Source organism: Alkalicoccobacillus plakortidis, from assembly GCF_023703085.1.
Classification (GTDB): Bacteria; Bacillota; Bacilli; order Bacillales; family Bacillaceae_D; genus Alkalicoccobacillus; species Alkalicoccobacillus plakortidis.
Genome location: NZ_JAMQJY010000001.1, coordinates 243453 through 263478 on the forward strand (window position 1 = coordinate 243453; position 20026 = coordinate 263478).

Annotated in this window: 19 protein-coding genes, 3 pseudogenes and 1 riboswitch; all 22 genes and pseudogenes read left to right on the plus strand. The window is 39.1% G+C overall.

Annotation, left to right across the window (positions count from 1 at the left end):
* Window positions 1-82 precede the first annotated feature (82 nt).
* The 22 genes and pseudogenes from NDM98_RS01440 to mtrB all read left to right on the plus strand — a co-directional run bounded on the left by NDM98_RS01440 (window position 83) and on the right by mtrB (window position 19993).
* Complete coding sequence (locus tag NDM98_RS01440) at window positions 83-1075, plus strand: YpdA family putative bacillithiol disulfide reductase (RefSeq protein ID WP_251608868.1); 993 nt, start codon at window positions 83-85, stop codon at window positions 1073-1075.
* Complete coding sequence (locus NDM98_RS01445) at window positions 1072-2031, plus strand: asparaginase (protein ID WP_251603757.1); 960 nt, start codon at window positions 1072-1074, stop codon at window positions 2029-2031. The genes NDM98_RS01440 and NDM98_RS01445 overlap by 4 nt, the downstream gene beginning before the upstream one ends.
* Window positions 2032-2176: 145 nt before the next feature.
* A complete protein-coding gene (locus NDM98_RS01450; RefSeq protein ID WP_251603760.1) occupies window positions 2177-2317 on the plus strand; it encodes a hypothetical protein in 141 nt (46 codons plus the stop codon).
* Between the two features lie 69 nt (window positions 2318-2386).
* A complete protein-coding gene (locus NDM98_RS01455; protein WP_285803868.1) occupies window positions 2387-2848 on the plus strand; it encodes a PrsW family glutamic-type intramembrane protease in 462 nt (153 codons plus the stop codon).
* 3 nt (window positions 2849-2851) lie between these two features.
* Window positions 2852-3016, plus strand: a complete 165-nt coding sequence (locus NDM98_RS01460) for a hypothetical protein (protein ID WP_251603765.1) — start codon at window positions 2852-2854, stop codon at window positions 3014-3016.
* Window positions 3017-3084: 68 nt separating this feature from the next.
* Window positions 3085-3188: riboswitch (SAM riboswitch) on the plus strand.
* A gap of 84 nt (window positions 3189-3272) precedes the next feature.
* Window positions 3273-4377 (plus strand): annotated as a pseudogene (locus NDM98_RS01465) (methionine biosynthesis PLP-dependent protein).
* A 34-nt stretch (window positions 4378-4411) separates the two neighbouring features.
* Window positions 4412-6248: pseudogene (locus tag NDM98_RS01470) on the plus strand (bifunctional homocysteine S-methyltransferase/methylenetetrahydrofolate reductase).
* 134 nt (window positions 6249-6382) lie between these two features.
* Window positions 6383-7321, plus strand: coding sequence for a spore cortex-lytic enzyme (sleB, locus tag NDM98_RS01475; protein ID WP_373370345.1), 939 nt, complete (start codon window positions 6383-6385; stop codon window positions 7319-7321).
* A 20-nt stretch (window positions 7322-7341) separates the two neighbouring features.
* A complete protein-coding gene (gene ypeB, locus NDM98_RS01480; RefSeq protein WP_251603768.1) occupies window positions 7342-8682 on the plus strand; it encodes a germination protein YpeB in 1341 nt (446 codons plus the stop codon).
* A gap of 146 nt (window positions 8683-8828) precedes the next feature.
* Window positions 8829-9497, plus strand: coding sequence for a flagellar brake protein (locus NDM98_RS01485; protein ID WP_251603771.1), 669 nt, complete (start codon window positions 8829-8831; stop codon window positions 9495-9497).
* A 153-nt stretch (window positions 9498-9650) separates the two neighbouring features.
* Entirely contained in the window at window positions 9651-10325 is a 675-nt protein-coding gene (gene cmk / locus NDM98_RS01490; protein ID WP_251603774.1) for a (d)CMP kinase, read from the plus strand.
* 1 nt (window position 10326) lies between these two features.
* Window positions 10327-10921: pseudogene (locus tag NDM98_RS01495) on the plus strand (lysophospholipid acyltransferase family protein).
* Between the two features lie 86 nt (window positions 10922-11007).
* Complete coding sequence (gene rpsA / locus NDM98_RS01500) at window positions 11008-12162, plus strand: 30S ribosomal protein S1 (RefSeq protein ID WP_251603778.1); 1155 nt, start codon at window positions 11008-11010, stop codon at window positions 12160-12162.
* Between the two features lie 496 nt (window positions 12163-12658).
* Window positions 12659-13261 (plus strand): YphA family membrane protein, encoded by a 603-nt coding sequence (locus tag NDM98_RS01505; protein WP_251603781.1) that lies wholly within the window; start codon window positions 12659-12661, stop codon window positions 13259-13261.
* A gap of 177 nt (window positions 13262-13438) precedes the next feature.
* Window positions 13439-14755, plus strand: a complete 1317-nt coding sequence (der, locus tag NDM98_RS01510; RefSeq protein WP_251603784.1) for a ribosome biogenesis GTPase Der — start codon at window positions 13439-13441, stop codon at window positions 14753-14755.
* Between the two features lie 30 nt (window positions 14756-14785).
* Window positions 14786-15403: a glycerol-3-phosphate 1-O-acyltransferase PlsY gene (gene plsY / locus NDM98_RS01515; RefSeq protein ID WP_251603787.1), complete on the plus strand. Its 618-nt coding sequence runs from the start codon at window positions 14786-14788 to the stop codon at window positions 15401-15403.
* A gap of 27 nt (window positions 15404-15430) precedes the next feature.
* Entirely contained in the window at window positions 15431-16450 is a 1020-nt protein-coding gene (locus NDM98_RS01520) for an NAD(P)H-dependent glycerol-3-phosphate dehydrogenase (protein ID WP_251603791.1), read from the plus strand.
* 81 nt (window positions 16451-16531) lie between these two features.
* Window positions 16532-16798 (plus strand): stage VI sporulation protein F, encoded by a 267-nt coding sequence (locus NDM98_RS01525; protein WP_251603794.1) that lies wholly within the window; start codon window positions 16532-16534, stop codon window positions 16796-16798.
* A 190-nt stretch (window positions 16799-16988) separates the two neighbouring features.
* Window positions 16989-17195 (plus strand): DUF2768 domain-containing protein, encoded by a 207-nt coding sequence (locus tag NDM98_RS01530; protein WP_251603796.1) that lies wholly within the window; start codon window positions 16989-16991, stop codon window positions 17193-17195.
* 15 nt (window positions 17196-17210) lie between these two features.
* Window positions 17211-17945, plus strand: a complete 735-nt coding sequence (locus NDM98_RS01535) for a YphF family lipoprotein (RefSeq protein WP_251603799.1) — start codon at window positions 17211-17213, stop codon at window positions 17943-17945.
* Window positions 17946-18171: 226 nt separating this feature from the next.
* Window positions 18172-19650, plus strand: a complete 1479-nt coding sequence (spoIVA, locus tag NDM98_RS01540) for a stage IV sporulation protein A (RefSeq protein WP_251603801.1) — start codon at window positions 18172-18174, stop codon at window positions 19648-19650.
* 118 nt (window positions 19651-19768) lie between these two features.
* Complete coding sequence (mtrB, locus tag NDM98_RS01545; RefSeq protein ID WP_251603805.1) at window positions 19769-19993, plus strand: trp RNA-binding attenuation protein MtrB; 225 nt, start codon at window positions 19769-19771, stop codon at window positions 19991-19993.
* The last annotated feature ends 33 nt before the right edge of the window (window positions 19994-20026 follow it).

Sequence of the window (20026 nt, forward strand, 5' to 3'; positions counted from 1 at the left end):
CTGTGAAAAAGCGGCATATTAAGAAGTTGAAAAGAACAGCTCATCTCGCTTATTATGCAGGATTGGAGTGTGCATGGTTTTGGTGAAAAAAGAAGAGGTAATTATCATTGGCGGTGGGCCTTGTGGGTTAGCGGCAGCGATAGCTTGTCAGGATAAAGGCTTAAAACCACTCGTACTTGAAAAAGATCATATTGTGAGTTCGATTTACAAGTATCCAACTCATCAGACCTTTTTTAGTACAAGTGAAAAATTAGAAATCGGTGATGTTGCGTTTGTGACTGAAGAAAGAAAACCACATCGCAATCAAGCACTAGCCTATTATCGAAGCGTAGCAGAACGTAAAAACCTACGTATTCACTCCCATGAAAAGGTTCTAGAAGTGACAAAACAAACGAATGGACGATTTGTTTTAAAAACGGATAAACAGACGTATGAAGCGGCTTTTGTTATTATTGCTACTGGCTATTATGACTCGCCTAATTATATGGATATCCCAGGAGAAGATCTCCCACATGTGTATCATTATTTCAAAGAGGCACATCCTTATTTTAAGCAGAACGTTGTTGTTATAGGTGGGAAGAACTCTGCCATTGATGCTGCTCTTGAGCTAGAAAAAGCAGGGGCATACGTTACAGCACTATATCGTGGCGATGATTATTCTGCTAGTGTAAAACCGTGGATTTTGCCAGAGTATGTATCTCTCGTGAAGAACAATAAAATCACTCTAGAATTTCAAGCAGAAGTAACTCAAATAACGAGCACAGACGTAAACTACACAGTATTGGGAAAATCTAAGTCTGTAAAAGCAGATTACGTTTTTGCAATGACCGGATATCACCCTGATCATCAATTTATTAAAAGCATGGGTGTACATGTTGATGATGGAACTGGAAGACCAGAATATAATCCGGATACGTTTGAAACAAATATTGATGGGCTTTTTATTGCAGGGGTAATTGCTGCTGGTAATAACGCCAATGAGATTTTTATTGAAAACGGGCGTTGGCACGGTAGTGGGATAGCCTCAAGAATAGTAGATATCCTTGCAAACGAACATGAGGGGTTGGTTGAATGAAAAAGGTAATTTTAATTACAACTGGTGGAACGATTGCAAGTACTGAGAATGAAGATGGAAAATTAGTAGCTGGTGAACTTACGGGCGAAGAGCTAGCAGATTTATGTCAGCTTCCAAGTGATATTCATGTTACTGTTCGGTCTATGTTGCAAAAACCTAGTATTCATATTACGCTAGATGATTGGTTGGAATTAAAAAAAGAAGTTGAACTTGCATTTAGTGATGAAGATGTTTCAGGGGTTGTTGTAACTCACGGTACAGATACGCTAGAAGAGACGGCTTATTTTCTTGATCTAGTGATAACGGACGATCGTCCAGTGATTGTGACTGGCTCACAGCGCGGTCCTGAACAATTAGGCAGTGATGCTTTTATTAATTTGCGACATGCCGTCTATGCTGCTTGTCATGATGACTTGAAGCAAGTTGGAACGGTTGTTGTATTTAATGAACGGATCTTTGCAGCGAGATACGTCAAAAAAGAACATGCTTCGAATATTCAGGGTTTTAATGCATTTGGATTCGGTTATTTAGGTATTATTGATAATGATACAATTTTCTTATATCAAAAACCAATTCATCGAGACACGTACGTACTTACAAAAAAGCTGCCGGATGTGGCAATTGCTAAGATTTATCTTGGGATGCACAGTCGGATTCTTGAGAGTATCCTACAAAATTCAGATGCGGTTGTGCTTGAAGGTGTAGGACGTGGACAAGTCCCCCCACATTTAGTGAATGTCCTTAATGAATCAATATCTCAAGGAAAAACAGTTGTTATGACGACATCAGCTGAAGAAGGAAAGGTGTACCCAACTTACGAATATGAAGGCAGTGCACATGATCTAGAGCAAAAGGGAGTTATTTTAGGTTCAGATTATGATAGTAAAAAAGCACGTATCAAAACGTTGGTGCTGTTAGCTGCTGAGTCTGATGTGAACCTAGGGTTTAAACACTAAAGCCTTTTTCTTGAAAAGCATAACAGATAGGAATATAATGGTTTTATTGAATGTAATGAACAGGTTCAAGTCAGGTTCCGGTAATGAGTAGGGTGCAAAGCAATGTGTGCAACGGACCTGTACTTTGTGGAAAGGCAGGTTGTAGATGTTTTCGTTGCTAACGGCTGCAATAGCACCTGCAATTGGGTTATTAACCTATTTTTATTTGAAGACTGATTATCGGCGAAAGTTACATGGTACAATCATTCGAACGTTTTTAATTGGAATATTGTTGTTTTTCCTGTGATGGTTTTACAATATGCTTTTATTGAGGAAAAGGTCTTTCCTGAAGAATGGCAGCAAGCTCTTATTTTATATGGATTTACTGAGGAATTTTTTAAGTGGTTTATCCTTTATATCTTCGCTTTCCAGGCATGGTACGATTAATCGTAGGAATGATGGCATTGTGTATGGAGTGTCGTTGTCACTTGGCTTTGCGACGATGGAAAACATCTTTTATTTAATAGCTCATGGTATTGAAACAGCGGTAGGTCGAGCATTAATGCCTGTATCAAGTCATGCATTGTTTGGCATAATCATGGGGTATTATATGGGAAATGCCAAGCTCCTTCCAACAAACAGAAGAAGATTATTAACCTTGTCCCTAGGTATACCGATTGTCCTACATAGTTCATATGATTACATTGTTTTTTTATTTGATCACTATGTTTTGTTTGGAATAATTCCTTTCATGCTGATGCTTTGGGCGTTTGCAATTTACAAAATTAAACTCGCTCGGAGGCTAGATCAACAATCACCACGTATAAGGAGGAATTAAACCATGTCAGAAGAACGGTATAGGATTGTCATTCGCTGTCCTGATTGCAAAGAAAAGTATATTCTCCGCGGAAGGCTGAACGAGAATGGTGAATATGAGACAGGATTTAAACGATGTGTATGTGGTAATGAAGATCGTCTTAACATAGAAGCATCTCTAGAGACATGATAAAAAAGTCTTGCCTTTTTATAAAATGTCCTGTATGTTAAAGTGAATATTCAAAATTAAATGATGTATTCTTATCAAGAGAGATGGAGGGAAAGGCCCTGCGAAGTCTCAGCAACCAAGCCAAATTGCGGCAAGGTGCTAAATCCGGCAGTTATAGCTGCTAAGATAAGAGGAAGCTTATATGGAATTGATAAGCACCTTTCTCTTATGACGAGAAAGGTGCTTTTTATTTTACAAAAGTGATGGGGGAATTAAAATGAGTAAAAGAGCTCTGGAAACAACGTTGGTTCAAATTGGGAATCGTGTCGACAATCGAACGGGTGCGGTAAATGCTCCTGTCTATTTCTCTACTGCTTACCGACATACAGGTATTGGGGAATCAACGGGATATGATTATGCGAGAACAGGGAATCCGACTAGAGAAGTATTAGAAAATGCTATTGCTGAACTAGAACTTGGAGATAGAGGATTTGCATGCAGCTCAGGAATGGCTGCAGTACAAACAGTCCTTTCACTGTTTAAAAACGGAGATGAAATCCTTGCTTCGAAAGATCTTTATGGTGGAACGTATCGATTATTTGAAGAAGGATGGAATCATTGGGGATTAACATTCCACTATTCAGATCCTCGTGATCTAGTCGAGTTTGAGGCAGCGATTACACAAGCAACAAAAGCATTATTTATTGAAACACCAACAAACCCTTTGATGCAAGAAGCGTCTATTTCAGAACTTGCAGAGATTGCAAAAAAACACCAATTGCTTTTAATCGTGGATAATACGTTTTACACACCAATTATTCAGCAGCCGATTGCTTTAGGAGCGGATATCGTCATTCATAGCGCATCTAAGTACATAAGTGGTCATAATGACGTTATTGCGGGCTTAATTGTTTCAAAAGGCCAGGAGTTATCTGAAAGAATTGGTTATTTTCACAACGGAATTGGAGCTACCCTTTCAGCGTTTGATTCATGGTTAGTTGTAAGAGGTATGAAAACATTGGCACTACGCATGGAAAAACATGAACAAAACGCTCAGGAAATTGTTCGTTTTTTAGAAGAATCATCTGAAGTAGAAGAGGTTCTTTATCCAGGAAGAGGAGGAATGATCTCATTTAGAGTGGGTGATGAAACATGGATTAATCCAATCCTTCAAAATCTCAAATTAATTTCTTTTGCAGAAAGTTTAGGTGGGGTAGAAAGCTTAATGACTTATCCAAGCTACACAAACACATGCAGATATTCCAGAAGAGATCCGCATTGCTAATGGAGTAGATAATCGATTACTTCGCTTTTCAGTTGGAATTGAGCGATGTCAAGATCTAATCGATGATTTGAAGCAAGCCTTTTCAGCTGTTAAGTAGGTGCGAGCCAACAATAAAGCGGGGGGAGATACATGTGGATTTATTAGAGCGTTTAAAAAATGACATATTAGTTGGAGACGGGGCTATGGGTACGCTTCTATATGAACGAGGTATCGAGCAGCAATGCTTTGAAGAAATTAATATCAGTCAACCAGAAGTCATTGTCTCTATTCACAAGGAATATCTCAATGCTGGTGCAGAAGTTATACAAACCAATACGTATGCTGCCAATCGATTAAAACTAAGTAAATATGGTTTAGAAGATAAAACGGCTGAAATTAACCGACGAGCAGTTGCCTTAGCAAAACAGGCTGTAGAACAAAAAGCATTTGTAGTAGGCACAGTTGGAGGCATTCGACGCTTCCAAATGGAAGAATCAACATTAGATGAAATAGAAGAAGCACTAACGGAACAGATTTTAGTGTTGTTAGATGAAGGTGTGGATGGGCTTTTATTTGAAACCTTTTATGATTTAGAAGAAGCGTTACTGGTTACGGAAATCGCCAAAAAACACAGCTCCCTTCCAGTCATAGTAAACGTTAGTTTAGGTGACATTGGAGTGATGAGTGGCGGCATCATAGCTGCGGATGCATTCTCTCGTTTAACAGAGGTTGGAGCTGATATTGTCGGTTTAAATTGTCGGATGGGTCAAGCCCATATGTTACGCTCATTTGAAGAAATACCGATTCCGAGTCAAAATTATTTAGCGGTATATCCAAATGCTAGTTTACCCGATTACCGGGATGGTCGCTTTTTTTATTCATCGAATCCAGACTATTTCGCCAATATGACAAGTCGATTTATTGATCAAGGAGTTCGTTTAATTGGCGGTTGCTGTGGAACAACGCCAGAGCATATAAGGGCCATTTCAGAAGCAGCAAGATCGAGAAACCCTGTTCTTGAAAAAAAGATAAAGATCTCATTACGTCAGCCAATTCCTAAATCTAATCCAGTGAGTACGGAAAAAAAACTGCCAGATATAGTGAAGAAGCGTAGATCAATCATTGTTGAATTAGATCCACCAAAAAAATTAAATACAAATCGATTTATGGAAGGCGCAAAAGCATTAAAAGCAGCTGGAATTGATGCATTAACGCTTGCTGATAACTCACTTGCCTCACCGAGAGTAGACAATCTTGCTCTTGGAACAATGATAAAAGAACAAATAGGAATGAGACCACTCGTGCATCTGACGTGTCGAGATCGGAATTTAATTGGATTGCAGTCGCATTTAATGGGAATGCATGCATTAGGGTTAACGGACGTCTTAACAATTACAGGGGATCCAACTAAAATAGGTGACTTCCCAGGTGCAAGCTCTGTATACGACTTAGCATCATATCAACTAATTTCAATGATTAAACAGTTAAATGAAGGATTATCTTTTTCAGGTAAAGAGCTTGGTGAACGAGCTGATTTTACAGTTGGTGCTGCTTTTAATCCAAATGTTAAATATATCGATAAGGCAGTTAAGCGACTTGAAAAAAAGATCGATAGCGGAGCAGATTATTTTATGAGTCAGCCAGTATATGATGTAAATCAGTTAAAAGCTATATATGATGAAACCAAACATTTGGACCAAGCCTATCTACATTGGAATTATGCCATTGGTGAGTTCACGGAATGCTGAATTTCTTCATAATGAAGTGCCAGGCATAAAATTAACTGACCAGATCAGAGAAGTAATGGCAAGACACGAAGGAGATTCAGAATCTTCAAAACGTGAAGGCCTTGCCATTGCGAAGGATCTCATAGATGCAGCATGTGAATGGTTTAATGGGATCTATCTCATTACTCCGTTTATGCATTATGATCTAACTGTTGAATTATCAACATATATCAATGAAAAAACAAAGCTTTTTCAATCATAAAACCAACCACTTGAAACTCAGTGCAAAACTGAGTTTCTTTTTTTGTGTAAAACAGATGAATAAATCCTTTTTTCCAACAAAGACTAAAACCACGCAGAAATATTTAGCGGATAATTGTAATAGGAGGGAAAAAGGTGAGCAAGCTTAGACGGTATTTCAACATAAAATGTGTCTTAATAAGTCTCATTACAGCTCTATGTGTATCAACTGTTCTGACAGAGGATGCTTTTGCTTTCTCTGAACGAATCGTCCAAAAAGGATCAACAGGTGATGATGTCGTAGAGCTACAAGCTAGACTACAGTATAACGGCTTTTATAACGGAAAGATTGATGGAGTTTACGGATGGGGCACGTATTGGGCAGTTCGAAACTTCCAAAATGACTTTGGGATGACAGTGGATGGATTGGTTGGAGACGATATGAAAGCCCGTCTAGCAAAGTCAACTAAATACGATGAGGGATTTGTGCAAAATGCGCTAAAAGAAGGTAGAAAATTCACTCATTATGGTGGAACATCAAAAGAAAAACAGCAAGGACCTAAGGGCAGCGCGAAAGGTGGATCCAAATCGGGATCAGGCAAAAAAGGAAATGCACCTAATACGCAACCACCAAATAATCAGGGTTCTACAAACGAAGGAACGGGTGGTGATGAACAGCCACAGCAGCCTGAGAATGATGAACCAACCATTGAAAAAGCAAATAATGTTCCATCAGGATATTCAGACAATGACATCCGTTTAATGGCACAAGCTGTTTATGGAGAAGCACGAGGAGAGCCTTACGTCGGTCAAGTTGCTGTTGCGGCCGTAATCGTTAATCGAATTAATAGTGCTACATTTCCTAATACGGTGTCGGAAGTCATCTTTGAGCCAAGAGCTTTTACCGCAGTTGCAGACGGACAAATTTACAATGAGCCAGATGAATCAGCAAGAAAAGCGGTAATAGATGCGTTAAATGGTCAAGACCCAACAGGAAATGCAATTTATTATTTTAACCCAGCAACCGCTACATCTGATTGGATTTGGTCAAGAGAACAGATTAAACGAATTGGTAAACATATCTTTTGTTATTAGGATTATGGAGGTGAAGGATTTTGTTACGAACAATCATAATTGGAATTGCCGCTGCCGCAGTGATTGGAACTGGATGGTGGGGCTATCAGCAAAAAAGTGATGGAGATCAACTCAGGATTCAAGCAGAAAATAATTATCAAAGGGCGTTCCATGATTTAACATTTAATCTTGATCAAATTGAAGATGAACTTGGTAAAACACTTGCCATGAATACGAGAAGACAGTTAACACCTTCTTTAGCTGAGGTATGGCGGATTACAAGTTTGGCTCAAAAAAACCTAGCTGAATTACCCGTACAATCAGTCAAAACAAGTAATGCTGAAGAGTTCCTATATAAAATTGGAGACTTTAGTTATCGCACTTCAGTTCGTGATTTGGATAAAGAACCTTTAACAGAAAAGGAATACCAAACCTTAACGGATTTGCATAAACACGCAGGAACCATTCGAGAAAGTATGCGCAAAATGCAGGCACAAGCAATGAACGATAAACATCGATGGGTGGAAGCAACGTTAAATGAAAACAGTCCTCAAGGCGAAGAAAGTGTGCCTGGACAGTTTGAATTAATGAATAAGTCAGTTGAAGGTTTTAGTGAAGTAGATTGGGGCGCCAGTAAAGACGCAATTAGAGACATAAATGGTGAATTAAAAGAAGCGCTAAAAGGCAAAGATATCACTGAAGAAGAAGCGCAGGATATCGGCAGAAGTTATGCGGGTGTTGGAAAAGGTGCAAAAGTAGACATAACTCAAACAGGAAAAGGATTAGAGTACCCGGCTTACACATTAGTCATTGATGATCCGGATCATGACGCAAATTATTATATGGATTTGAGTATTAAAGGCGGAGAACCAATTTGGTTTATGCAGGAGCGCCAAACAGGCAAACAAACAATTGGGTTAAATGAAGCGGCTGAAATTGCTAGTAACTATTTAGATAACCATGGAAAAAAAGGGATGGAGCTTGTTGACAGTACGCAGTATGACACAATTGGCGTGTTTGAATATGTGTACAAACAAGATGATGTCCGTATCTATCCAGACTCCATATTAATTGAAGTGGCACTTGATAATGGTGATGTTGTTAGCTATGAAGCAAAAGGATACCTGATCAATCATGAGGATAAGCGAGAAATAGTCACACCAAAGTTGAGTCGTGAAGAAGCGCAAACTAAAGTGAATCCTAGAGTTGATATTATGGAAGAACACATTGGTGTGATCAAAAATAATATAAATGAAGAAGTTCTATGTTATGAATTTCTTGGTGTGTTAGATGACGATTCTTATCGGATCTTCATTAATGCAGAAGATGGTCAAGAGGAAAAAGTAGAACGACTCATTCAGTCGGAACCTGTGTATCAATAGAAACCAGAATCTAAGTAGAATCCAAAAGCCGGTGCGACTCGCTTTTGGATTCTTTATTTAGATTTGGGATATTGGCTTGAAGCCTTGCGATTTTGCCATTTCGTGCGATAATAAAAGTAAATATGTAAAGAAGGGACGGCGAATTTGTGGAAGTAGGAATGACATTATATCTTGAGGCAAAGCATCAAGAAATGGAAAAACCAGTACCAGTTTATCGCTGTCGAGTTGTTGATATTGAGGATGGTCGATTGATCATTGATTATCCAATTAATGAAGCAACAAAAAAACCAGCTTTTTTTTATGACGGAACTCAATTTAAAGCATGGTGGGTATCAAAAGAAGAAGCAGTGTATTCATTTGAAGCAACCATTCTTGGTAGGAAAAAGTCTGAGATTCCTGTTTTGATTCTGAACCAACCGCTTCCTGACCAATTGATGAAACTGCAGCGCCGTGAATATGTTCGAATTTCAGCGAGAGCAGATGTTGCTGTTCATCCGGTTCATTCAGCCTATTACCCATTTGCTTCAACTACTGTAGATATTAGTGGTGGAGGCTGTGCCGTTTCAATACCTAGAAACTATCAATGCCCCGATGTCGGCGAGTTGGTTATGCTTTATTTAGTGTTACATCGACCATCTGGAACAGTGGACTACCTTCAGGTCAAGGCAGATATTGTTCGAGTGATTCAACCAACAGAGCATTCTCAAGAACGCATTTCATTTGAATTTCTACAGCTGTCTAAAAGAGACCGTGAAAAGATTATGACATATATCTTTGAGAAGCAGTTAGTGGAAAAAAAGAAAATGAAATTATGATGGTTTTATCTAAGAGAATAGGTCAGTGTTTCATTAGACCAGTTTCTTTATATATGCTACAATTAATGCGTAGAAATACTCTCGTATTGGATCAGAAGAAAGAATGAAAATCTTATTGTAACAGGTGTTGCGAAATAATTTGAGGTGTAGGAAATGAGTGATTCGGTGAATATTGCGATTGATGGACCTGCTGGTGCCGGGAAAAGTACAGTAGCTAAATTAGTATCAGAAGAACTTGGTTTTTTGTATATTGATACAGGAGCTATGTATAGAACTTTGACGCTAGCTGCTCTAAGAAAAAATGTAAACACACTTAATGAAATTGAATTAAGTCATTTGTTAAGCACATGCCATATTCAGTTATTAGTCGATCAGAAGGGGTCTAGAGTACTCCTTAATGAAGAAGATGTTACGGAAGATATCCGTTCCACTGAAGTAAATCAAAATGTATCACTAGTTTCAAGCTATCAATCAGTTCGTGAAGAAATGGTTGAACGTCAACGCCAACTTGCTATTAAAACAAATAGTGTACTTGATGGTCGCGATATTGGTACTTACGTGCTTCCTAATGCACAGCTTAAGATCTTTTTAACTGCATCTGTAACAGAGCGAGCACGTCGACGCCATGAAGAGCAGTTAAGCAAAGGTATGCCATCAGATTATGAACAGTTAAAAGCAGATATCGCAAAACGTGATGAGTTAGATTCTACTAGAGCGTTTGCTCCACTTAAAAAAGCAGAAGACGCAATAGAGATTGACACAACGACCTTATCTATTTCCGAAGTTGCCCAAGCTATTACGGATTTGGCGAAGGAGCGAACGAGATAGGATGGGAATATACCAATTTGGTCAATTTGTTTGCCGAACCTATTTATCATCCTTTTATAAGGTTGAGATTGAAGGCAAAGAGAACATTCCTGAACATGGTGGAGTCCTGCTTTGTTGTAATCACATTAGTAATTTTGACCCACCTTTTTTAGGTGCATATCTAAAACGTCCAACAAGGTATATGGCTAAGCAAGAATTGTTTGAGAAGCCGATCTTAAAACAGTTGCTTCCAAAGCTAGGTGCATTTCCTGTTAAGCGTGGGGGTGCAGATAAACAGACGCTACGTAAAGGTATTTCATATCTTAATGATCATGAAATCTTAGGTTTGTTCCCAGAAGGTACTAGAAGCAAAGACGGCAAGTTAGGAAAAGGATTGGCTTGGAGCAGGTTTTTTTGCATTAAAAACAGATGCTGTAGTCATCCCTTGTGCCATTATTGGTCGTTATCAGCGTGGAAAACCGTTAAAACTCATTTATGGAAAACCAATTGATCTTAGTGAGAAGCGTCAAGAAAAAGCGAATTCAGCAGAAGTCACTGAGATTATTATGAGTGAAATACAAAACCTATTGAATCAACACAAACAACCTCAAGATTAAAACTCTTTCATTAAGTTGAAAGTTTTTTATAAAACTAGTTTCATACCGCTTTGAAAGTTTGCGGGTACTGAAGGAGGCAGATGTCAATGGTCGAAGATATGAATAATGAAGTATCTGAATTGAAATCATTTTCTGTAGGAGACATTGTGACTGGTAAAGTAACAAAGGTAGAGGAAAAGCAAGCCTTTGTTGATGTAGGTTTCAAGGTAGATGGCATTGTGCCAATTAGTGAACTATCAAGCCTGCATGTTGAAACAGTCGGTGATGTTTTAGCCGTAGATGACGAACTCGAACTCAAAATTCAAAAAGTCACTGATGACGAATTGGTTCTATCCAAGCGAGCCGTTTTGGCCGAACAAGCATGGGAACGACTCCAAGAGGCCTATCATTCAGAAGAAATTATTGAGGCTGAGGTAGCAGATGTTGTAAAGGGTGGATTGGTCGTTGATGTTGGCGTCCGTGGATTTATCCCTGCTTCCTTAGTAGAACGTCACTTTGTAGAGGATTTTACTGACTATAAAGGACGTACACTTCGCTTAAAAGTAGCGGAAATTGATAAGGAACATAATAAACTCATCCTTTCTCAACGAGCTGTACTTGATGAAGAATTAGAGTTGAACAAGCGTCAAGTTCTTGATTCACTTAAACCAGGAGATACAGTGGATGGTACAGTACAACGAATAACAAACTTTGGTGCTTTTGTTGATGTTGGAGGGGTAGATGGACTTGTTCATATCTCACAACTTGCACATTATAGAGTTGAAACCCCATCTGAAATTGTATCTGAAGGTGATAAGGTCAAAGTGAAAATTCTCTCAGTAGATACAAATAGTGAACGTGTCTCTCTTTCAATTAAAGACACAGAACCTGGTCCATGGGAGAAAGTGGCTCAACAGTTTTCAGTTGGTGATGTTGTAGAAGGAACTGTAAAACGCCTTGTTTCGTTTGGCGCATTTGTCGAGATTGCACCTGGTATTGAAGGACTTGTTCACATTTCCCAAATTGCAAACCGCCACATTGGAACACCAGGTGAGGTGTTATCGGAAGAAGAAACTGTTCAAGTGAAAGTACTTGAAGTAAGTGCTGAAGATAAACGAGTCTCCTTAAGTATCAGAGAATTATTAACTGATGATCAAGGAAGTCAAGAATATGCCCAATATGACAAGAACCGAGAAGAAGATTCTGGTGGCTTTTCATTAGGCGACATGATTGGCGACCAACTAAAAAAATACAAACAATAGAAGCTAGAATATAAATGTTTTAGCTATCAATTATACCGAACCATTATGTTGATTAACTCACATCATAATGGTTCGGTTTTTTTGTGTAGCTCCGTGTATGTCATGGCTAGTGTCTATTCATTATTTATTAGGGTGTAGATTACTACTGTCCTTTGGTAGCTGTATAATTAGTATATTTTGATTGTCATTTATCCTCTTTCCAATAATTTGTTTGTAAAATGCTACCACGGAATATTAAAATGTGAATAAGTATTAAAAAACTAAATATAATTCATTTACTAAGCTACTATTCCCATTAATAATCTACTAAAAATCACGACGCTCCTACATCCCGGTAGCGGTGAGACTGCAGATACCCATTCTCGCATTAAAAATTTTTAATGAAAACACGATCGTTCCTCTTTACAGGTCAACCGTATTCCATTCCCCCTCCATCATCAGGTTTAACGATCCCAAACCCTGCCCATACTAGTTTATGAAACTAGGGGGAATAGCGATGGAAGGATTAGTGATGTTTTGGCTCGGCTGGACAGCCTGGGTTGTTGTCACATTTTTAGTGCCAAAAACAAGTAATAGATATGGTTTTGCACTGTTTATTTTATTGTTTATTATTTTTTACTCAATAAACATTAACATGTTGTCAGGGTCAATAAACCTTGGGTTCATTTGGCTAACTGTTAGCTGTTATTGGTTTTTTCATAGACAGACTAAAAGAAATTTAATTTCATCATTTTTTTGGGTTTGGGTAATAACAGCCATTTACGCAGGGTTCACACTTTGGTCAATCTTTGATCCTATTATCTTGATTGCGAACAAAGAATGGATGGTAGCAGGACTTTTATATGTTGTTTCGTCCTTACTCATCAAATCAACATACGTACGTTTAATTGCCGTAACACTTGGTATTATGCATGGTGAGCTGTTGCTTAATCTCGTATTATCAAAAATATGGGGTACTTACGAGGTCGGAAGTGGGTTGTTCTTTGATGGATTAGCAGCAAGTTTACTCATTTTATTTGTACATCTTCTCCTCCAAAACACCCTTCGATTCTTGCGGCGTTTAACTGAAAATAGCTCCCAGGCTACACAGAGCCTATAAAACCTTTGAGATAGGGTCGACAAGCACGGTCAGATTTAGTAAGATGAGTAAGTTAGAAACGGCAAAGAATGCACTCTTTTCGAGTGGATGCTCGTGTCGTTTTTTCGTATGAACAATGACTGTTATGATTTGTGAAAGAAAAATTCATGCAGCATTTTAGAGAAAGGTTGTGGCGCTGTGACTAAACCAGTCGTGGCCATTGTAGGACGTCCTAACGTCGGAAAATCTACAATTTTTAATCGTATTGTTGGAGAAAGAATTGCGATTGTGGAAGATATTCCTGGAGTAACACGTGATCGAATCTATAGCAAAGGTGAATGGTTGGATACGGAATTTCAGGTGATCGATACAGGCGGTATTGAAATTGGAGACGAACCTCTACTTGTTCAGATGCGTGCTCAAGCAGAATTAGCAATTAAAGAATCAGATGTTATTATTTTTATGGTTAATGGGCGTGAAGGCATAACGAATGCTGATCAGGAAGTAGCTAAACTTTTGTTCCGTTCTAAGAAACCTGTTGTTCTTGCTGTGAATAAAATTGATAACGTCGAAATGCAACAGCAACTATATGAATTTTATTCATTAGGAATGGGAGAGCCATTTGGTATTTCTGGTTCACATGGATTAGGTCTGGGAGATCTTCTAGATGAGGTTAAGAGCCATTTTCCAGATGAAGAAGACGATTCGTACGACCCTGATACGATTCGTATTGCATTAATCGGTCGACCAAATGTGGGGAAATCTTCTCTCGTAAATGGCATGCTTGGAGAAGACCGAGTTATTGTCAGTGATATCGCTGGAACGACAAGAGACGCAATTGATACTCCTTTTTCTAAGGATGATCAAGACTATGTTGTCATTGATACAGCAGGTATGCGCAAACGTGGGAAAGTGTATGAATCAACGGAGAAATATAGTGTGCTTCGAGCATTAAAAGCAATTGAGCGAGCTGATGTCGTGTTAGTTGTATTAAATGCTGAAGAAGGTATTATCGAGCAAGACAAAAAAATCGCAGGTTATGCCCATGAAGCGGGACGAGCCATTGTGTTTGTTGTTAATAAATGGGATGCGGTTCTAGACAAAGATGATAAAACGATGCAAAATTTCGAACGTAAAATTCGTGAAGAGTTTCTATTCTTAACATATGCACCGATTCTATTTTTATCTGCGTTGACACGTCAACGTATGCAGCATTTGTTACCACTTGTTAATAAAGTAGCTGAAAATCACACACTACGAGTTCCAACTCATGTGCTTAACGACATGATTATGGATGCAGTTGTGATGAATCCAACTCCAACTGACAAAGGGAAACGTCTGAAGATTAATTATGTTACTCAGGTTGCTGTTGGACCACCAACCTTTGTCTTTTTTGTGAATGAGCCTGAACTCATGCACTTTTCTTATCAGAGGTTCTTAGAAAATCGACTGCGTGCTACATTTGAGCTTGAAGGAACACCAGTTAAAATCATTTCTAGAAAGAAAAATGATTAATAGAATAAAGGCAATGGGAGGAGAACGTAAATGGGACTAGCCCTTCTGGTTTCCATAATTATTGGCTATTTATTAGGTTCCGTTAGCTTTAGTTATCTCATTGGTAGAAAGCTACTCAAGCTAGACATCCGGACCATGGGAAGCGGCAATGCAGGAGCAACAAACACACTGAGAATAATGGGCAAAGGCCCGGCTATCTCCGTTTTGGTCTTGGATATTCTAAAAGGTATCATTGCGGTATGGATTGGTGTTTGGCTTGGAGATGGCAATGCCTGGGTGCCGGCGCTTGCAGGTCTTGCAGCGATTCTTGGACATAATTGGCCCATCTATTTTGGTTTTCGAGGAGGCAAGGGAGCGGCAACGACAATCGGTGTCATTGCTACTCTTGTCTTAATTCCTGCACTAACAGCAGGTGTCATTGCTATTTTAAGTATTGTTCTTACACGTTATGTTTCACTTGGGTCGCTCCTTTTTGTGATATTGACCCCTTTAACTACATGGTTATTTATGAATCATTATGATTATCCAATTGAGTATATTTATTTAACTTTAGCAGTAGCAATGCTTTCTTTATGGAAACATCGTACAAATATTAAACGTTTGGCTACTGGAACAGAAAATAAGCTAGGGTCAAAAAAAGGTGCATAATAAGAGTAGTGTGAGGAGATGAGTCGCATGACAACAATTGCTGTTTTAGGATCTGGAAGTTGGGGTACTGCACTTGGTATGGTTCTAGCTGACAACGGACATGATGTTCGAATGTGGGCGAGAAGGTCAGATCAAATTGAAGAAATAAACACCAAAAAGACAAATGCTCGCTATTTGCCGGATGTTATCCTTCCAGAAAACATGGTAGGTTTCACAAGCTTGCAAGAAGCTGTTCATCCAGTCGACGTTGTGGTATTAGCTGTACCCGTTAAAGCCATTCGAGAAGAGACAAAAAAGCTACTTGAGGTTGCTGTTCATCCACTTACGATTATTCATGTAAGTAAAGGAATTGAACCTGGTACTCAAAAGCGTGTATCTGAAATGATTGAAGAAGAAGCGGCAGGTCATTCATTACTTAAAGCGGTTGTTGCGTTGTCTGGTCCTAGCCATGCAGAAGAGGTAAGTCGTCGACAGCCTACTACGGTTACTGTTTCTTCTTTACAAACGGATGCGTCTCAACAGGCGCAAGATCTTTTTATGAATCAAAATTTTCGAGTCTACACACATACTGACCTTGTTGGAGTTGAACTTGGTGGAGCCTTAAAAAATATTATTGCTCTTGTATGTGGAGTAACAAATGGACTTGGCTATGGTGATAATACAAAAGCGGCTATTATGACTCGAGGTCTTGCTGAAATTACTCGGATGGGTGTAAAGCTTGGAGCAGATCCACTCACTTTTTCGGGGTTGTCAGGTCTAGGGGATTTAATTGTTACTTGCACAAGTGTTCATTCTAGAAACTTCCGAGCAGGAAAAATGATTGGTCAAGGTTTGTCATTAGATGAAGTCCTCGATCAAATGGGTATGGCTGTAGAGGGAGTTAGAACAACACAAGCTGCTTTTGAGATGGCCAAACGTTTTGAAGTTGAGATGCCAATTACAAATGCAATATATAATGTTCTCTTTAATGATGTGTTACCTCATGACGCAGCTGGTGAACTAATGGGTCGTGTGAAAAAGCATGAAGAAGAGCAACTAGGTAAGTAAAAAAAGACTAGGCGGCAACATGCACCATCTTTCTCCGTACGCATACGATATGTTGATACTACGTACGGAGGAGGAGAGTCGATGTCTCAAAATAAGGATTCATCTTTTTTTGATCAAATTCAAAAAAATACAAAAGTTAGACCAGACGAATTGCTGAAGTTGGCTAATTCAGTAAGTAAATCAAACTTAAAAGACGAAGCAACAGTAAGAAAATTAATACATCAGGTCTCACAGCTAGCGGGTAAACCAGTTACTAAAGAAAAAGAAGATCAGCTTGTTCAAGCGATTATAAAGAATAATGTACCTGCTGATTTTGCATCCCTTTCAAAAATGTTTAATAAAAAATAACGCTCCGATAGGCAGATGTTCGTGCAAATGCACGAATAGCGCATATACTTTTAAAGAACACAAATTTAGGGCTTGCAAAATCAGGGTTTTGTCAAGAATTGGAGAAGAGGCCCCTCTTTTCTCCAATTTTTACAATGATGATGGACAGGCTTATTGTATAATCGTTAATAGATAGTAAAGGAGGAGCAAGATGTCACAGGCAATGCTTCACATGTATATTTCTTTTGCTGGAATGATATTGATGTTTGTGTCTGCTGCCCTAGCCTTATTTAGTCGAACAAAATTAAAGGGTATTATTCAAAAGATTGTGTTATCCATCTCATTTATGTGTTTAATGGTTTCAGGTATAATCGTTTTTTATATTGTGATAGGTGGACCAACCTCAACATTTGAATAAGTAGGAGGTGCGACATTGGAACGAACTCTTTTGAAAGCGTTGTTTTTGTGTAGTCTCTGTTTTCTTTCAGGTTGTTTTTATCCTCAAAGTGAGCGGCAGGCATCACAAGCAGCTTATCTTGATCAAATGGCATCCGTTCAATCGGCCATTAACAATTTTCAAGAAGATACAGGCGTTTTACCTATTCAAACTTTTGACGAGAACACGCCTACTTATCAGCGTTACATTATTGATTTTAGGCAGTTGGTTCCACGATATATGCAGGAGCCACCAGGAACAGCCTTTGAAAGTGGTGGGATGTACCAATATGCTCTAGTTGATGTAGAAGAAAATCCAACAGTTAAAGTGATTGATCTTCATGCTGTTCAAACTATTCAGGAATTAACTAGTCGAATTAACAATTATCGATCTCAACATACATATGCACCTGTAAAAGAAATTGTAGCAAAAGGTTTGTTTGAACTTGATTATGAAATGCTCTCGTATAAGGAGGCGCCTGTAGTCATCAGTCCCTATACAGGTAATACGCTGCCATTGCTTTATTCAAATACAGGGGAGATTATTATTGATTATGCAAGTGATATAAACCAGCTGCTGCAAGAAGGAGAAGAGGTTAATGAAGGTGAGGACTTGCGTCCATTATTGTATAAAGACGCACCATTTGTTCCATTTCACTCTGTTCCCTATACGTTAAATGAATCTGGTGAGCCTGAATTAAATCCACCTTTTACGGAAACCTCAAATAATTAAATAGAAAAGTGGTCTAATCTGTCCCTTCCATTGATATATATACGATAATGGAAGGGGCATTTTTTGTGGATCGGGCTCCCCTTCCCGAAAAAAACAGAGTGTACTATTTTGTTTGCGAATCCAAAAACTAGATCATATTTTTGGGACAACGCTCATAGCATGAAGTATGTGAGGTTTCGCAAACATTCGGACAGCTCTTACATTGACTTGATCGGGAGGGGATCACGTGGAAAAGGTAGACATCTTCAAGGATATTGCAGAACGTACAGGCGGGGATATTTATTTAGGAGTAGTGGGAGCCGTTCGCACGGGTAAATCAACGTTTATTAAGAAGTTTATGGAACTAGTTGTCCTGCCAAACATTGAAAATGAATCCGAAAAGGTTCGAGCGCAGGATGAACTGCCTCAATCAGCAGCTGGTAAAACAATTATGACCACAGAGCCAAAATTTGTACCAAATCAGGCCGTATCTATTCATGTAGGGGACGGTCTTGATGTAAACATCCGATTGGTTGACTGTGTCGGCTATGCAGTACCTGGTGCCAAGGGATATGAGGATGAAAATGGTCCGAGGATGATTAATACACCTTGGTATGAAGAACCAATCCCATTTCAGGAAGCCGCTGAAATTGGCACGAGAAAAGTCATTCAGGAACACTCAACTTTAGGGGTAGTCATTACAAGCGATGGAACGATCGGGGACATCCCGCGTTATGACTATGTGGATTCAGAAACAAGAGTGATTGAAGAGCTTAAAGAAGTCGGAAAGCCGTTCATCATGGTTGTAAACAGTGTGAGACCGTATCATCCGGAAACGGAAAAATTACGAGCTCAGCTTGCAGAGGAACATGATATTCCGGTACTATCTATGAGTATTGAGAGTATGACTGATCAAGATATTCAAAATGTCCTGAGAGAAGTATTGTTTGAATTCCCAGTACATGAAGTGAATGTGAACCTGCCAAGCTGGGTTATGGTTCTACACCAAGAGCATTGGCTGCGCCAAAGCTATGAGGAATCAGTAAGGGAAACCGTCAAGGATATCAAACGACTCAGAGATGTAGACCGAGTAGTTGGACACTTTACGGAGTTTGACTTTATAGATGATGCTAGACTGGTTGGTATTGAAATGGGGCATGGCATAGCCGAAATTGATCTCTACGCACCAGATACCCTTTATGACGAGGTACTAAAAGAAGTGGTTGGTGTAGAAATTCGTGGCAAAGACCATCTGCTTTCATTAATGCAGGATTTTGCACATGCCAAGTCAGAGTATGACCAAGTTTCAGATGCCTTACAGATGGTTAAGCAAACAGGTTATGGGATTGCGGCCCCTGCCTTATCAGATATGAGCTTAGATGAACCGGAAATCATTCGACAAGGTGCACGCTTTGGTGTCCGTTTAAAAGCTGTTGCCCCATCGATTCATATGATTAAGGTAGATGTAGAATCAGAATTTGCACCGATTATCGGTACAGAGAAGCAAAGCGAAGAGCTTGTGCGATATTTAATGCAGGATTTTGAAGAAAATCCTTTATCCATTTGGAATTCGGATATCTTTGGACGGTCTCTCAACTCAATTGTTCGCGAGGGAATCTCCGCCAAGCTATCACTGATGCCTGAAAATGCACGCTACAAACTCAAAGAAACACTAGAGAGAATTATAAATGAAGGATCGGGTGGCTTAATAGCGATCATTCTGTAGCATACAACGGGACTCTGTAAAGGGTTCCTTTTTGCTTTTGGTTGTTTATATATGCTAAGATTTACACCAGAATAGCAAATGGTAGGGTTGATCTATTTGGCAAACAGGAGCGATGAAAATGAGTAACGAAAAGGAATATATTGTAATTAAAGCAAAAGAAAATGGTGTGACCGTTATCGGTCTAACGAGAGGAACGGATACACGCTTTCATCATTCTGAGAAGCTTGATAAAGGCGAGGTAATGGTGGCGCAGTTCACGGAACATACTTCTGCTATAAAGGTACGGGGAAATGCAGAAATTCAAACGAGTCACGGCTCTGTTGTTTCAGGTGAAGAGAAATAGAGTTAAAAGTAGCTTATGGATGTCCGGACATTT

Bases quoted from the DNA above. Each gene is read 5' to 3' on its own strand.
- NDM98_RS01445 (WP_251603757.1), top strand. From the start codon at position 1,072: ATGAAAAAGGTAATTTTAATTACAACTGGTGGAACGATTGCAAGTACT.
- NDM98_RS01450 (WP_251603760.1), top strand. From the start codon at position 2,177: ATGTTTTCGTTGCTAACGGCTGCAATAGCACCTGCAATTGGGTTATTA.
- NDM98_RS01455 (WP_285803868.1), top strand. From the start codon at position 2,387: ATGGATTTACTGAGGAATTTTTTAAGTGGTTTATCCTTTATATCTTCG.
- NDM98_RS01460 (WP_251603765.1), top strand. From the start codon at position 2,852: ATGTCAGAAGAACGGTATAGGATTGTCATTCGCTGTCCTGATTGCAAA.
- cmk (WP_251603774.1), top strand. From the start codon at position 9,651: ATGAGTGATTCGGTGAATATTGCGATTGATGGACCTGCTGGTGCCGGG.
- rpsA (WP_251603778.1), top strand. From the start codon at position 11,008: ATGGTCGAAGATATGAATAATGAAGTATCTGAATTGAAATCATTTTCT.
- NDM98_RS01505 (WP_251603781.1), top strand. From the start codon at position 12,659: ATGGAAGGATTAGTGATGTTTTGGCTCGGCTGGACAGCCTGGGTTGTT.
- plsY (WP_251603787.1), top strand. From the start codon at position 14,786: ATGGGACTAGCCCTTCTGGTTTCCATAATTATTGGCTATTTATTAGGT.
- NDM98_RS01520 (WP_251603791.1), top strand. From the start codon at position 15,431: ATGACAACAATTGCTGTTTTAGGATCTGGAAGTTGGGGTACTGCACTT.
- NDM98_RS01525 (WP_251603794.1), top strand. From the start codon at position 16,532: ATGTCTCAAAATAAGGATTCATCTTTTTTTGATCAAATTCAAAAAAAT.
- NDM98_RS01530 (WP_251603796.1), top strand. From the start codon at position 16,989: ATGTCACAGGCAATGCTTCACATGTATATTTCTTTTGCTGGAATGATA.
- mtrB (WP_251603805.1), top strand. From the start codon at position 19,769: ATGAGTAACGAAAAGGAATATATTGTAATTAAAGCAAAAGAAAATGGT.